The organism is Emcibacter sp. SYSU 3D8 (assembly GCF_039655875.1).
Taxonomy (GTDB): domain Bacteria; phylum Pseudomonadota; class Alphaproteobacteria; order SMXS01; family SMXS01; genus RI-34.
Genome location: NZ_JBBYXK010000001.1, coordinates 1,110,098 through 1,125,237 on the forward strand (window position 1 = coordinate 1,110,098; position 15,140 = coordinate 1,125,237).

Here is a 15,140-nt window from a genome sequence, read left to right on the forward strand (position 1 = left end):
AACGCTGTCGTCGGACACGTCGTGGATTTCGCTGCCAGCCATCTATAGCCCCAATATTCTGATATGGGGGAACCGAATTGGACGCACGTTAAGAAGTGTAAATGGAACCAGCCGGGCTTCCAAGCGGCCATGGCTGATCTCAGGCCGCGCCATCGGCGCAATCCGGAGATTTAGGCTTTGCGCGGACGGCGGATTGGGTGGACGCTGGAGACCGGGGAGACTTGAGGACCGGGCCGCTTCGCCCGGGAGGGAGACAATCATGGACCAGCTCAGCGCGACCGACGCCTCGTTCCTGTATTCGGAGAACGAGCGGACCGCCAACCATGTCGGCGGCATGTACATCTACGACCAGTCCACCGCGCCGGGCGGCCTGGTGACGTTCAAGGGCATCCTGAGCCATCTGGCCGCGCGCCTGCATCTCGTGCCGCGTTACCGCCAGAAACTGATGCATGTGCCGGGAAACCTGGATCACCCCTACTGGATCGACGATCCGAAATTCGACATCGAGTATCACGTGCGCCACATGGCGCTGCCCAAGCCCGGCGACTGGCGCCAGCTGCTGATCCAGACCTCGCGGCTCTACGACCGGCCGCTCGACATGGCGCGGCCGCTGTGGGTCCTCTACGTCATCGAAGGTCTGGACAATGTCGAAGGCCTGCCGCCCGGCAGCTTCGCGGTGGTGACCAAGACCCACCATGCACTGATCGACGGCGTCTCCGGCACCGCGATGGCGACGGCGATCCACGAGACGACGCCGGATGCGCCCGATCCCGATCCCGTGGCCTGGACGCCCGAAAAAGCGCCGACCGAATTCGAGCTGCTGACCCGCTCCTATCTGAACAATCTCGGCCAGCCCATGAAGTTCATGCAGCTGATGGGCGAAGTGTCGCCGGCGGCCCAGCGCCTGCTCGACGGGCTGTCCAGTTCCCGGTTCAAGGTGCCCGAGGCGATCGGCCAGGTGCCGCGCACCCGCTTCAACGGCAATGTCTCGGGCCACCGGGTGCTCGCGGCCACGTCGTTTCCGATCAAGGACCTGCGCGAGATCAAGAATACGGTCGCCGGCGCGACCATCAACGACGTGATCCTGACGATTGGCGGCGGCGCGCTGCGCCGCTACCTGCTCGACAAGAACGAGCTGCCGGACAAACCGCTGATCACCCTGTCGCCCATTGCGGTGCGCGCCTCGAAGGATCCCACGTCCTCGGCGATGGCTTCGGCGCCGGGCAACGAGGTAACCGGCATGCTGGTGTCGCTGGCCACGGACCTGAAGGATCCGCTGGCGCGGCTCCAGTCGGTGCATGATTCGGCGGCCAATTCGAAAGAGCTGACCAGCGCCATCGGCGCCAAGCTGATGACCGACTTCACCCAGTTCGTGCCGTCGGTCACGGCGGGCCTCGCCTCGCGCCTGGCATCCACCCTGGGGCTTGCCACGCGCGTGGCGCCGATCGTCAACACGGTGCTGACCAATGTGCCGGGGCCACAGATGCCGCTCTATTTCTGCGGCGCCGAAATGGTGAACCAGTACAGCCTGGGCATCGTCCAGGACGGCATGACCCTGTTCCACGGCATCCTCAGCTACAACGGCAAGCTGTCGATCACCGCCATGTCGGACCGGGAGGTGATGCCCGATCCCGCCTTCTACCAGGAGTGCCTCGAAGAAGCGTTCCGGGAACTGAAGACGGCGGCTTTGGGCGCGGCCGCCGGTGCGCCGGGACGCGAGCCGCTGGCGGCAAAACCGCCGGCGGCGGACAAGCGGCCGGCTCGCAAGGGAAAAGCCGTCAAATCGCCCGGCAAGTAATCAATATATCGCACTGGACGAGGACGGCCGCGGCGACTGACAGGCCGCCGCCCGGGGTCAAGCCGGCGCCAGCGGCCAGATCAGCGGCACCGTGATGACGGTCGTGATGCCGATGAGGATATTCATCGGCACGCCGAACCTCAGGAAATCCCCGAAGCGATAACCGCCGGGACCATAGACCAGCGTGTTCGTCTGATAGCCGATGGGTGTCGCGAAGCTGGCGCTGGCAGCGAACATCACCGCGATCACGAAGGGACGCGGATCGAATCCCAGCTGATGGGCAAGGCCGATGGCGACGGGCGTCATCACCACCGCCACAGCATTGTTGGTGACCAGTTCGGTCAACAGCGAGGTCAATGCATAGGTCATGGCCAGCACGGCCCAGGGCGGCACATCCTGGAGCAGCGGAGTCGCGGCGGTGACCACCATCACGATGGCCCCGGAATCTTCCAGCGCCTTGCCGACCGCCAGCATGGCCATGATCAGCACCAGCAGCCGGCCATCCATGGCGCCGAACGCCTCCTTGGCGCTCAGGCACTTGGTCAGCAGCACGACCGCCACGCCGATCACGGCAAGCCCGGCGATGGGCATGATGTCGAAAGTGGCCAGCACGATCACGGCGACCACGGTCAGCAGAGCGATCGGGCTGTGGCTGCGCCGCAGCGGCGTCTCGGCCGGCTCCGACAGGTTGAGCAGGTCCATATCCTCGGCAAGGCGGGCAAGATCCTCGGGCGCGCCTTCCAGCAGCAGCGTGTCGCCGGCCTCGAACGGAATGGTGCCGGTCATGCCCTTCAGGTTCTCGCCATGCCGGTGCACTGCGAGCACGTAGCTGCCGTATCGGCGGCGCAGTCGCAGATCGGTGGTGGACATGCCGATCATCGGGCTGGTGGGCGCGACCAGCGCCTCGACGACGATGGCGGGACGACCGCCGGCGGCGGTCAGATCGCCGGCCGGCCCAAGGTCCAGATGCCGCTCGCCGCGCAGGCTCAGCACTTCGACGGCGTTCGATTCGAACACCACGCGGTCGCCCTGCCTGATGACCAGTTCGTGCATGCGGTCGCGGGTCGAGCGGTCGTCGCGGACGATGTCGATGATCCGCAGGCCCCGGTTGCGGAACATGTCGATCTCGCCGAGCAACTTGCCGATCAGCGCCGAGCCTTCGGGCACCACGCCGTCGGCGATATAGCGCTGCTTGCGCTGGTTGCCGAGCACCGACGCCACGGTTGTCCGGTCGGGCAACAGCCAGCGTCCGGCAATCGCCATGAACAGGCCGCCGACAATGGCAACGACGATGCCAACCAGCGAAAACTCGAACATGGTGAACGCCGGCAGGCCCTGCGCCTGCGCCACGCCATCGACCAGCAGGTTGGTGGAGGTGCCGATCAGCGTGCATGTGCCGCCCAGGATGGCCGCGTAGGACAGCGGGATCATCATCTTCGACGGCGACTTGCCCTGCCGCTGGGCGAGCGCCAGCACCGCCGGAATCATGACCATCACCACGGGCGTGTTGTTGACGAAGGCCGACGCGGCGATGGTCAGGACCAGCAGCAGCGGCAGCACCAGCGACGGCACCCTGCCCGCCAGCGCGCGGATGATTCTGTTTACCTTGTCGAGCACGCCGGTGACGACGAGCGCCCCGCTGAGAATGAACATGGCGCCGATGGTCAAGGGCGCGCTGTTGGACAGCACGGACAGCAGGCCGTTGGTGTCGAGCAGACCCAGCGCCAGGCAAACGGCCGCGCCGCCGATACCCACCACCTCGGGCGGATAGCGTTCGGTCACGAACAGAACAAGCATCGCGGCCAGCACGGCCAATGCCAGGAATGGCGCCAATGTCTCCATGAGTGCCGTACGCGCTCCTTGGCTCGCCGTCCGCGGGATGGCTTGCATCTGACCCGAAAGGAAAGGATGTCTTTCCGGCCACCAGGTATCGACGCTGGCGAGGCCCGCGTCAATGCCGGCTTGGCGCCGCCGTTCTGCTACCGCGGAGCCCGCGGAAGAGACACTGGCCGTCAGGCGTTCAGGAACGTGTCCAGCGTCTTCTGGATACGGCGGATGCGGATCTCCTGGTAGTTCCCCAGGGTCTCGCCGCGCTTGCCCAGACCGTAGCTGGCGCCCTGGAAGCCGCGCTGCTGCATCTCCAGATTGCCGGTGTCCTGATCGTAGACGGCGGCGAGTCCCGGATCGAGGCCGGGCGTGGTGGTGTAGCTCTCGTCCGGCTTCAGGAAATGCGTCTCGGCCGCCTCGGGCGCCTCGCCATGTTCCGGAATCGGACGCAGCACCAGGATGTCGAAGATGGTGCTGCCCACATCCATGCCATTGGGCCGGAACCGGTAGATCAGCGGCAGCACCACACCCGAATGCAGGTAGGTGTTGGGAAACAGATGGTACTGGATGGAATCCATCAGCTCGGACGGGCTGACCTGGGCCAGATCGATGCCATAGGCCTCGCTCAGCGCCTCGCGCAGATGGTCGGCGACAACCGAACGGGCGGTGCCGCCTTCCGGAATTTCCATATCCCCCTGCCCGCCGCGCATGCGCTTGAGGATTTCCTCCTCGCTGACCGGTCCTTCCAGGTGCGGGCTGGGAATGCCCACTGTATGGATGAAGCGGCTGGTGCGTTCGCCGAACACATCGTACTGGGCGTTGGCGTCGCTCGCCGTATAGAGCGCCTGGGAATGGGTCTCGAGCACGTGATAAGCCTCGGCGAAGGCTTCCTGCGTCGCTTTCCAGTTGGCCGGCAGCACCTTCTGCACATGCACCGCCGTGTAACGGTTCTCCAGCGGCCAGTTGGCGAAGTGCCTTGGGAGCACCTCGAGCCAGTCTTCCAGCGGGCCGGCATTCTCGTCCATGTTGATCCACACGAATCCGCCCCAACGGCCCACCTTCACCTCGGGCAGCCTGAACGCTTCGTCGGTGACCTTGGGGAAATCCCAGCGGCAGGGGATTTCCTTCAGCGAGCCGTCCAGGTTCCAGGTCCAGCCATGGAACGGGCAGCGGAAATGCTGGACACTGCCGGTCGAATCCGACGGCCGCAGCTGGGTGCCGCGGTGCAGGCACGAATTGACGAAGGCCTTGATCTCGTCGGGGGCGACGCGGGTCACCAGGATCGAATACGGGCCGATGTCGTAGACATGATAATCGCCGACCTGGGGAATGACCTCCTCGCGGCATGCCCATTGCCAGGCTTTCGGCCACAGCTTCTGCATTTCGAGATCGAAGAATGCCTGTGAGGTATAGCGCTCGTAGGGAATGTCCTCGTCGCCCAGGAATTCATAAGATTCGGCGACCAGTTCTTCCGGCACCGCCCATCCGTCCCGCAGGATCAGGTCGCGGGTGCTTGGACCGGGGCAGCGAGCCTCGCCGGGCTTCAGGTTTTGTGGATTCTGGACGTTCATGACGGCCTCCCCATTCACATGCGCTTAATTTGCAGAATGGCAGTATTGGCGCCGCTTTGCCAGACGGCACGGCAGATTCCGGCTATCCTGCGGAAAATCCTGGGGAGGATGCATGAAACTCGGCGCTGTTTTCCCGTTCACCGACGTCAACGACGATCCCTATGCGATCCGCGACTTCGTACAGGCTGTCGACGAGATGGGCTACGATCACATCGTGGTTTACGACCATGTGCTGGGCTCCAATCCTGCCAGCCGCCCCGGCTTTTCCATGCCCTTCACCCACCTCTCGCCATTCTACGATCCGCTGGTGCTGTTCGGCCACATGTCGGCCATCAGCCGGCGGCTGGAATTCCTGTCAGCCGTGCTGATCCTGCCGCAGCGGCAGGCCGCGCTGGTCGCCAAGCAGGCCGCCATCGCCGACGTGTTGGCGGGTGGTCGCATCCGGCTGGGTGTGGGCAGCGGCTGGAACGAGGCTGAATACGAAGCGCTGGGCGCCGACTTCGCCAATCGCGGCGCGGTGATGGACGAGCAGATCGACCTGATGCGCGCCCTGTGGAAGGCCAATGCCATCAGCTTCAAGGGCCGCTTCCACACGGTGACGGATTCGGGCATCTGCCCGCTACCGCCACGCAAGGGCATGCCGATCTGGATCGGCGGCACGACGGCGCCTGCCATGCGCCGCGCCGCGCGCACTGGCGACGGATGGCTGCCCTATGCGCCTGCCCGCGAAGCCGCGCCCTTGATGGAACGCTTTCGCACCATCATGGCCGAGGCGGGCCGCGAGCTGGATGGCTTCGGCGTCGAAGCGATCATGTTCGCCCATGGCGACGACCGGCCAGACTTCGGCAACCCGGCACGCACGCTCGACGACGCCTTTGCGGATGCGGAGGTGTGGCGCCGCGAGGGCGTGACCCATCTGTCGGTGCATTCCATGGCCACGAACGCCGGCGACGTGCCGTCGCATGTCGCCTTTCTCGAGCAATTCATACGCGGGCTGGCTCGGTGACCTGCCAAGCCGAATGAAAAAGAGGCCGGAGCGCTGCTCCGGCCTCTTCTCCTCATGCCTGCAGAATGCCGGGGCTAATTCGCGCCCAGGATGCTGCTCGAGCGGTTACCGATGGCGGTCGCGCCTACGGTATTGCCGCGCACAGTAAGCGTGCTGTTGTTGCTGGCGCCGCTGATGGTGCCGCCGCCCAGCCCGATGCCGATGCTGACATCGGCGACGTCGGCGGATATCTCCGTATCGAGCGTCGTCTGCAGGGTGGCGATCGCCGCGGACGGATGCTGGAACGTGCCCGTGCTCAGCATCAGCGAATTGATGGCGACGTTGCCGTTAGCCGATGCCAGCACCGAGTTGCCGTCCACGTTGACAGCGCTGTCATTGACGCCGGTCGCGCCCGACAGGTCGTCGACGCCGATCGTGACACCATCGACGCCGCCGTTGATGTAGCCATCTTCCTCGCCGACGAACTGACGATTGAGAACCGAGTAATCGGCGCCGCCGACCACGATGGCAACCGTGTCGGAAGGATCGATGGTCACCCCGGCGCCGCTGCTCTCCTGCAGGGTGGCGCCGGCCGTCGTCGAAAGTACGTTGATCGCTGTATTGCCGATGCCGCTACCCTCGACCAGATTGTTGGAAACCGACAGGCTACTGGTTTCCATGCCGCCATCGATGATCGTCGCGGTAATGACGATATCGGAGGCATCGCCTTCCACCGACGTGCTGTAGGTATCGTAGGCATTGCCCTGGTAATTGGCGAGCTGGGCGGTGGTGTCGCTGGCCGCACCCGCATTCAGGATCAGCTGGTTGGTCGCGGCAAACCCGGTTGCCTGGGCCGATACGGCGTTGCCGTCCAGGATGACGGTATCGTTCAGCATGTCGGAGCCGATCGTGATCAGGATGTCGTTGTTGTCGACTTCGCTGTCGATATCGGAATCAATGCCGCCGTCAGACCCGGATAGCTGGACGTTGAGCACGGTGAAATCCGCGTTCAACGTCACCGCATCGTTGAAGACATCGCCCATGGACGCGGTCGGAGTACCGCCGCCCCCCAGGATGCCGGCACCGGCGGTCACGCGTAGCGTGTTGGTGACGGTCCCGCCTATCGCCTGGCCAATGAGCCGGTTGCCCTGGACGGACACGGCCGCACTGCCGGCATCGGACAGGTCCTGAACGCCGAGATAGGTGTCGTCGTAAAGCACGCCGATCTGCGAATTTTCCAGAAACACCTCGACGTAATTGCCATCCGAGATGAGCTGCTGCGACACGATGGTGGCGCCGGGCGTGTCACCGGCGAGGCCCACATTGGCCGACGCATCGATGGTCAGGATATTGACCGCGCTGTCATCAATACCCTGCGCCAGCATCAGGTTGTTGTCGACGCTAACAGCCCCGGTCAGCAGCGTATCCACATCCGCATAGATGTAGACGCCAGTGTCGCCTCCGAACTCAACAAGAACACCGTTGTCCTCGTCGGCGGCCACTTCCCAGGCGCCTTGCAGATTAACGATGCCGAAATCGGCCGTGACATTCACCTCAGGCCCGCCGCTCTGATCGACTGAAATGGATGGCGCGGCGCCAGACCCGCTTACCACATTGGTGCCGGTGGCGGTCAACGTGTTGGACGCACGGTTGGCGCTGGCCAGGCCAGCGAGGGCATTGCCCGAGACACTGACGCTGGTGTCCGACATTTCCTCACCAATATCGTTATTGGCGTCGACCGAGACATAGATGTCGTCGACATAGGCATTCATCAGGGGATCATTCTCGGTGGAGAACTGGACATTGACGACGAAGGTCTGGGCGCCGTTGGTGGTGAAGTCCAGAGCGGCCCTGTTATCGGAATCATTGCCGCGCGCCTCGGCGACCAGCGTGTTGTTGTCCACCTTCAGGGCGGAATCCGAGATCGAGTTGTTGTCGTAGGCGTAGATGCTGATATCGATGTCAGCAATCACCGCATCCACATTGAAGTCGTTGATCTGGCGGGAGGCGACAACGAAGCTGGTCTCGTCCAGTTGAATGCTGTCGCCATCGGCTGTCACCGTCGGTGTCGACGAGACGCCGCCATTGTCGAAAACCGTCCCGGACGCGACAAGCGAATTGACCACGTTGTTGGTGCGCCCCAGCGCCCGGTAATCGTTGCCGCTGACCGATAGTTCGGAACCCGAGATATCTCCCCCGACCCCTGTGAGATCGATATAGGCGTCGGATTCATCACGGACATATGCGTTGATTTCTTCACTCGCATCTATGCCGCTCTGGTTTGACGCCAGAGTCGCCACCGGGCCGTTCAGCGCACCGCCATCGGCATTGGCCGCGCTAAGGTCGAACGACCCAACGTCCAGCGTAATCCGGTTCGTGGCGTCATTGCCGGCCGACAGGGCAAACCAGGCATTGCCGTTCACTTCCCATGCGCTGTCGGTAAGCGAGCCGCCATCCAGGGTTTCGGCATTGATGTAAGTATCCGTATCCGAGATATCGGATTCCAGATTGGTGAGAGAATCGATGAACTGGTCGTTCAGCAGCAGGATTTCGCCTCTGGCGAAGCTGTCATCGCCCAGGTCGACACTGGTCTGGTCGGCACCGGAAACGGCGCCCGCGACCGTCATGGTCTGGGCCGTGACCGATATGGCGTTGCTGGCCAGATTGGCCCGGCTAGTCGCATTGAACCGGTTGTCGTCGATCTGCAGCGACGTTCGCGTTATGCCCGGTTCGCCGACATAGGCCTCTAGCTGAACGTCGTTGTCGATCGTTTCGGCAAGAACCCCAGCAGAAGCACCGTCGTCATCCTCGTCGGCCACTGTCTGGGTATTGATCAGCACCGTGGATCCGTTGAGGGAGGTGGCCGTGATCGTCACCGCAGAGGTGGCCTGGTTCAGGATGGCGCTGGACAGCCCCGAGTTGCCGTTGGCCGTGGCCGTGAAATCCGCGATCGAGGAATCCGCGCTATTGCCGCCGAACTCGACATACACGAAATCATCGGGATCGCTGGATGAGAACACCTGCTGGTCGTTCAGATCCTCGACGGACTGGTCGTTCACCAGCGTAATGCCGGCGGCGGCCTCGGTGGTGCTGACGAAATCACCATCACGCACCACGCTGCCAAACGGCAAGTTCGCCGATCCTGCGTCGCCGTCGCCTACCGTTACGCCCTTGATGCTGATGGCATTGGTGGTGGCGTCGGCCAAGTTGCCCCAGATGCGGGTGGTCAGCGTATTGCCGTCCACATGCAGGGAGGCATCCGCGATGGTCTCGGGTGTCATGAACACCTCAACGACCCCGCCCGCAATGTCGTCGACGAAGGCGTTCAGGAGCGCTTCGTTCTGAACCGTCTGGTCATTGATTACGCCGATGGTGCCGCTGAACGTGGTCGCGTCAATGCCGATTCTGGCCTCGCTGGACAGGTTGCCGATTGCCAGCGCATCGAACCCGTTGTTCGAAACGCTCAGGCTGCTATCCGTAAATTCGCTGTCCACGTCGCCGCCCTGGTCCGTCACCTGCACCAGGAGCGTGGAGACCGTGCCCGCGACCGCGCCGGCCGTGCCGGCTGCATTCTCGCCGTCCATGAGCTGGATATTCATCAGGCTGAAGTCGGCAGCGATGGTGTCGAGCCCTGCGGTCCGGTCAACAATGATACCGTCGGAGGAGCCCCCGCCCAGACCGGAGACGTCGGTGCCGGTCAGGTCGAAGCTGCTGGACTGCGCGTTGCCGATGGATGTCGAGAACGTGCTGTTGCCATCTGCGGTAATGCCGGTGCCAGTCACCACGCCATCGCTGTTGAAGGTCGCCACATCGACGATCATGCCCGTGAACGTGAAGGCAAACTGCTGGGCATCATCCAGCTGAATGGTGTTGATCCCGACCAGACCGCTGAACTGCGCGGTGTCGCCGACCGCGATAGTATTGGCAACCCGGTTGCCTGTGGCAGCGCTGCCAATACTGTTGGCATCCGCCGTGATCGTGGCGCCGCTGGCATCCTCGATCGAAACCGACAGCATCGGATCGAGATCGCCGCTGCCGACGAAAGCGCCCGATCCCACGCTGGTTGCCTGCAGGTTCTGCACGTAAAGATCGGCGCCAACCGCACCGCCCAAACCGCTGGCTGCGATGTTCAGCTGATCCGTGTCCACCGCGGAGCCGTCCAGATTCAAGCCATCGGCAAGGGACACTGCATTGACCGCGCTGCTTGCTGTGACCGATGCCAGCATATCGTTTCCGGTAAACGTCACACTGCTGCCAATGATGTCGGCAATGCCCAGATCATTCGCGTAATCGCCCACTTCGATGAGCACCACTTCAAGCGCGACGGAATCGGGATCATCGCCGACGATGGCCAGGAACGGATCGGCGTCGTTGTCCAGGTTGAGCTGGAAGTTCGCCACGCCCGCCGAACCCTGCAGCGTGATGGAGCTGCCATTGTCGATAGCAACAATGTTCGACGATTCATTCCCGGTGAACTGCGCCTGTGCCAGATTGTCCGAAACCGACAACAGCGTATTGACGATGGCATCGGCAGGATCATCGACGGTCGCCAGCAACCCGATACGGGAGTCCGTCAGCAATGCGGTCGGCGAATCGATGTCCTGGTTGATTTGCATGGTGGACGCCAGCACGGTAGCACCCGATTCCATACCGCCTGGATTCACCTGCGACTGGCCGAGCTCGCTGCTGGACAGCAACGGGTTGATATTGCCCGAAATCTCGGTCGCGGCGGCATTGCCGACAGCGTCGGCGCGCAGCGTATTTGCATCGACGGTACTGCTGCTGCCCACACCCAGATCCTGCAGGTCGGCGCGAATCTGCGCGCCCGCGACCGTGGCATCGATGGTCGAGGTGCCGGTGTTGGTATTGTACTGCAACGTCGCGGCCGTTGCGGCGCTGGTCGTTCCGGAGCCCGTCGCGGTGTTCAGGTCGATGCCTGTCGTCGACGTGTTGCCGATCGCATCGGCATAGATTTCGTTATCATCCACCGTGTCGGTGATCGTGCCGAAGTCGACATCGAGTGCGCCGGCAAGCACAGGGGTACCCAGCAAGGTGATCGTATTGGTGGAAATTATGTCGGTGTTGGTGTTGGCCTGCGCCACCGGCACCACGCTCGCACTGGCTGCAGCCGCCGACAGACTTGGCGTGATCCCCGTCAGGTCGAACAAAACGTTGTCAGCACGCGCGCCCGTGATTCCCGTAGCGGTCGCCAGCGCCATAACGCTGACGGTCGCAAGAATGCGATTCATCTTCAAGGTAGCCCCCTCAATTCTGTTTTACCCGGTCAGTCCCTCACAACCTGGCGGGCAGGCCAAACAATGGCCGAACGAAACTTTACGGGCAAAAAGCTGGCGGTGCCAGCATTGATGCCTCTCAAGATGGCTTTGTCGGCCGGTCCGGTTTATCGCGCGATGCGGGCGCCGGTAATGCCGCCAGTTCGGGCGACGTCCACCGTACCGGTATCCGGCGCGTTTTCCGGTACCTGGGGCACTGACGCAACGCCGGAACGTGCAGCATCCTGAAGCGTGTCGGCCGGTCGCATGAGCTGCCATACGCCGCTCCCCGCCCCGTCATTGTCGACGACCAGCGGCCCCGAAGTCTGCCCCGATACGGCCCGTCCGACTGCCTCGGCGGCGGCAAGGTCCGAGAAAATCGTCGGCGGCGGCATTGGCGGCCCATCATCGGCCAGACCGAACAGGTCGTTTTCCGCGAGTGCGGCGGCAATCGAGGCATCGCCGATCATGGCGGCGTTATCCAGCGCGACCGGCGCGGCGTTGAACGCTTCCACCGTCTGCGAGGGCGGCAAGGTCGATGATCGGGTGGCGGCGACGAGACTGGCTTCGGGGACACCCGGATCGGCGGCGAAATCCCCGGCGCGGGCGCCAGTCAGACAGGTCAGCGCCAGGAGCGACGCGCAAACCCCTGCCCGTACAAGATTGTGCCCCAAGACGCCCCCTTCTCGCGGCCGCACCTGAACCGGGCCTCGGCATGAGGTGCTTGTGGTAATCCTAGCTGCAATGTCGGCGGCGCGACACACTCAACTGCAGGTTGCCCTCGGGTCGGGCGTGGCTATTCCGTGTGCTGCCTGACCGGCGTGCGGGCCACGAAGCCGTCCATGTCTGCCGTGACCGTGATCTGGCAGGCCAGCCGGCTGGTGGGACGGCGGTCGACGGCATATTCCAGCATCATCTCCTGCCCTTCGTCCATCGGGGCCAGCCGATCGACCCAGCTCTCGTCCACATAGATGTGACAGGTGCCGCAGGCGCAGGAGCCGCCGCAATCGCCCAGGATGCCGGGGATGCCGTTCCGCGACGCGCCTTCCATCAGCGATGTGCCCAAGGCCACCTCCTGTTCGTGTTCGGTGCCGTCATGTTCGATATAGCGGATAAGCGGCATTGGTCGTCCCGGTCTGCTTCGGATGTCCGAACCATAGGACGCGGCGCACGGCGCCGCACCGGGTTTTTGACCGATCAGGCCTTGGGCGGCAGCGTGCCCACCCAATCAAGCGAAAGGCCGATCCAGCCGGCCAGCAAGCTGTCGTCGCAGGCGTCGTCCTCGACGAACGTCATGGATCAGACCTGCAGCACGGTACAGGCCGACAGGCCGGGCGCGCCGTGAACGTGGGTAAAACCGGTCTTCGGATTGCCCGGCACCTGCCGGTCGCCCGCATCGCCGCGAAGCTGCGAGATGACTTCGCAAACCTGCCTCAGCCCCGACGCACCGATCGGCTCGCCATTGGCGATGCAGCCGCCGTCGGTGTTTACCGGCATGCGGCCGCCGATCTCGGTGTCGCCGTCGCGCAGCAGCTTCTCCTGCTCGCCGTCCTGGCAAAAGCCGCATTCGGCCAGATACATGATCTCGGCGCCGGCCTCGGTGTCCTGTACCTGCACCACGTCGATGTCCCCCGGTCCCATGCCCGCCATCTCGAAAGTGGCCCGGCTGGCGACGGTGGACGGGCTCGCGGCACGCTCCAGGCCCAGATAGGGGCTGAACACCTCGAACGAGCCGTAATACCGGGTCCGCAGCGCCGCCGCCCGCAGGAACACCGGCCGGTTCGTGAAGCGGCGGGCGACCTTCTCGCTGGCCAGGATCAGCGCCGCGCCGCCTTCGGCCGGCGAGCAGAACATGTATTTGGTCAGCGGATAGGACAGCATGTCCGAGTTCATGATCGTGTCCATGTCCACCGGATCGCGGCGCCACGCATTGGGATTCAGCGACCCGTTGCGGAACGCCTTGCCGGCCACGAGCCCAAGCGCCTCCTGCGAGATGCCATGCTCGGCCAGGTAGCGGTTGATCTTCATGCCGAAGAACTGGGTGGTCATCATCAGACCGGTCTCGCCGTACCAGGTCTCAAGGCCCGAATTACGCGGGTCGGAATTGAATGCGCCGCGCGGATGCTTGTCGAAGCCGACGGCAACGCCCAGATCGTACTGCCCGGCCTTGATCGCCGCGTAGGCCGACAGCAGCGCCGAGCCGCCGGTGGCGCAGCCGTTGGATACGTTGACGAACTGGATGCCGGTCAGGCCCAGCTCGTTGACCAGCGAATCGGCATTGCCCGCCGCGGCCGAACCGCCGAAGGCGAACTGCATGTCTTCCCAGTCGAGGCCACAATCCTTCAGCGCCTGGCGCACGGCGAAGGCGCCCTGCGAGCGGCCGCTGACTCCGTCGGTGCGCCCGAACGGGTGCAGGCCGACGCCGATGATGCAAACCTCGGTCATGGACGCTCTCCCTGATGATGCGAGAGCTATATTATACTACGATATAATTCTGGCCTAGACCTGAAGCACGGTACAGGCCGAAACACCCGGGCCGCCATAGACATGGGTGTAACCGGTCTTGGGGCTGTTCGGCACCTGGCGGGCGCCGCCGTCGCCGCGCAGCTGCAGCACCACCTCGTAGACCTGCCGCAGGCCCGACGCGCCGATCGGCTCGCCATTGGCGATGCAGCCGCCGTCCGTGTTGATCGGCATCTTGCCGCCGATCTCGGTGTGGCCGTCGCGGATCAACCTTTCCTGGTCGCCGTCCTTGCAGAAGCCGTTTTCGGCCATGTGCATGATCTCGGCGCCGGATTCGGTGTCCTGGATCTGGATGACATCCATGTCCTCGGGACCGACGCCAGCCATCTCGAACGCGGCTTTCGAGGCGAACACGGTCGGGCTGGGCGCGCGGTCCAGCGCCAGATAGGGGCTGAACACCTCGAACGCGCCGTAATGGCGGGTGCGCAGGGTGCAGGCGCGCAGCTGGACCGGCCGATTGGTGTAGCGGCGCGCGGCCTCCTCGCTGGCCAGGATCAGCGCCACGCCGCCTTCGGCCGGCGAGCAGAACATGTATTTGGTCAGCGGGTAGGACAGCATGTCCGAATTGAGCACCGTGTCGAGATCGACCGGGTCGCGGCGCCAGGCGTTCGGATTGAGCGCGCCGTTGCGGAACGCCTTCTGCGCCACCATGCCCAGCGTCTCGTGCGAGATACCGTGATCGGCCATGTAGCGGTTGATCTTCATGGCGAAGAACTGGGTGGTGAGGCTGAGGCCGGTGTCGCCGTACCAGTGCTCCAGGCCGCGGCTGGCCGGGTCGGAATTGAACGCGCCGCGCGGATGCTTGTCGAAGCCCACGGCCACGCCGACATCGTACTGGCCCGACTTGATCGCGGTGTAGGCCGAGATCAGCGCGCTGCCGCCGGTGGCGCAGCCATTCGAGACATTGACGAACTGCACGCCGGTCAGGCCCAGCTCGTTGATCAGCGAATCGGCATTGCCCGAGGCCGCCGAGCCGCCGAAGGCGAACTGCATGTCGGGCCACTCCAGGCCGGCGTCCTTCAGCGCGTCGCGCACCGCGTGCGCGCCCTGCTGGCGGCCGGATTTGCCCTCGGTGCGACCGAATTTGTGAATGCCGATACCGATGATGCAGACCTCGGTCATGTGCCGTCTCCCTGATGATCAATCGCGCAAATTAAGCGCGC

9 protein-coding genes are annotated in these 15,140 nt (G+C 64.0%); 2 read left to right on the plus strand and 7 right to left on the minus strand.

The window, feature by feature from the left end:
• Positions 1–259 precede the first annotated feature (259 nt).
• Positions 260–1,798, plus strand: a complete 1,539-nt coding sequence (locus WJU21_RS05295) for a wax ester/triacylglycerol synthase family O-acyltransferase (RefSeq protein WP_346322324.1) — start codon at positions 260–262, stop codon at positions 1,796–1,798.
• A 57-nt stretch (positions 1,799–1,855) separates the two neighbouring features.
• Here WJU21_RS05295 and WJU21_RS05300 read toward each other — a convergent pair whose 3' ends face one another.
• Together WJU21_RS05300 and WJU21_RS05305 are read right to left on the minus strand one after the other, a co-directional pair.
• Positions 1,856–3,640 (minus strand): SLC13 family permease, encoded by a 1,785-nt coding sequence (locus WJU21_RS05300; protein WP_346322325.1) that lies wholly within the window; start codon positions 3,638–3,640, stop codon positions 1,856–1,858.
• Between the two features lie 170 nt (positions 3,641–3,810).
• The gene (locus WJU21_RS05305; RefSeq protein ID WP_346322326.1) at positions 3,811–5,196 is read right to left on the minus strand and encodes an aromatic ring-hydroxylating dioxygenase subunit alpha; all 1,386 of its coding nucleotides are present in this window, start codon (positions 5,194–5,196) and stop codon (positions 3,811–3,813) included.
• A 112-nt stretch (positions 5,197–5,308) separates the two neighbouring features.
• Here WJU21_RS05305 and WJU21_RS05310 point away from each other — a divergent pair, with 112 nt between their 5' ends.
• Positions 5,309–6,202 (plus strand): LLM class F420-dependent oxidoreductase, encoded by an 894-nt coding sequence (locus tag WJU21_RS05310; RefSeq protein ID WP_346322327.1) that lies wholly within the window; start codon positions 5,309–5,311, stop codon positions 6,200–6,202.
• 74 nt (positions 6,203–6,276) lie between these two features.
• Here WJU21_RS05310 and WJU21_RS05315 read toward each other — a convergent pair whose 3' ends face one another.
• The 5 genes from WJU21_RS05315 to WJU21_RS05335 form a co-directional block, all read right to left on the minus strand.
• A complete protein-coding gene (locus tag WJU21_RS05315; RefSeq protein ID WP_346322328.1) occupies positions 6,277–11,430 on the minus strand; it encodes a hypothetical protein in 5,154 nt (1,717 codons plus the stop codon).
• Positions 11,431–11,582: 152 nt separating this feature from the next.
• Positions 11,583–12,128, minus strand: coding sequence for a hypothetical protein (locus tag WJU21_RS05320; RefSeq protein WP_346322329.1), 546 nt, complete (start codon positions 12,126–12,128; stop codon positions 11,583–11,585).
• Between the two features lie 122 nt (positions 12,129–12,250).
• Positions 12,251–12,577: a 2Fe-2S iron-sulfur cluster-binding protein gene (locus tag WJU21_RS05325; protein ID WP_346322330.1), complete on the minus strand. Its 327-nt coding sequence runs from the start codon at positions 12,575–12,577 to the stop codon at positions 12,251–12,253.
• 176 nt (positions 12,578–12,753) lie between these two features.
• Positions 12,754–13,899 carry a thiolase family protein gene (locus WJU21_RS05330; RefSeq protein ID WP_346322331.1) on the minus strand — a complete coding sequence of 382 codons (1,146 nt, stop codon included), beginning with the start codon at positions 13,897–13,899 and terminating at the stop codon, positions 12,754–12,756.
• Positions 13,900–13,953: 54 nt separating this feature from the next.
• Entirely contained in the window at positions 13,954–15,099 is a 1,146-nt protein-coding gene (locus WJU21_RS05335) for a thiolase family protein (protein WP_346322332.1), read from the minus strand.
• Positions 15,100–15,140: the final 41 nt, after the last annotated feature.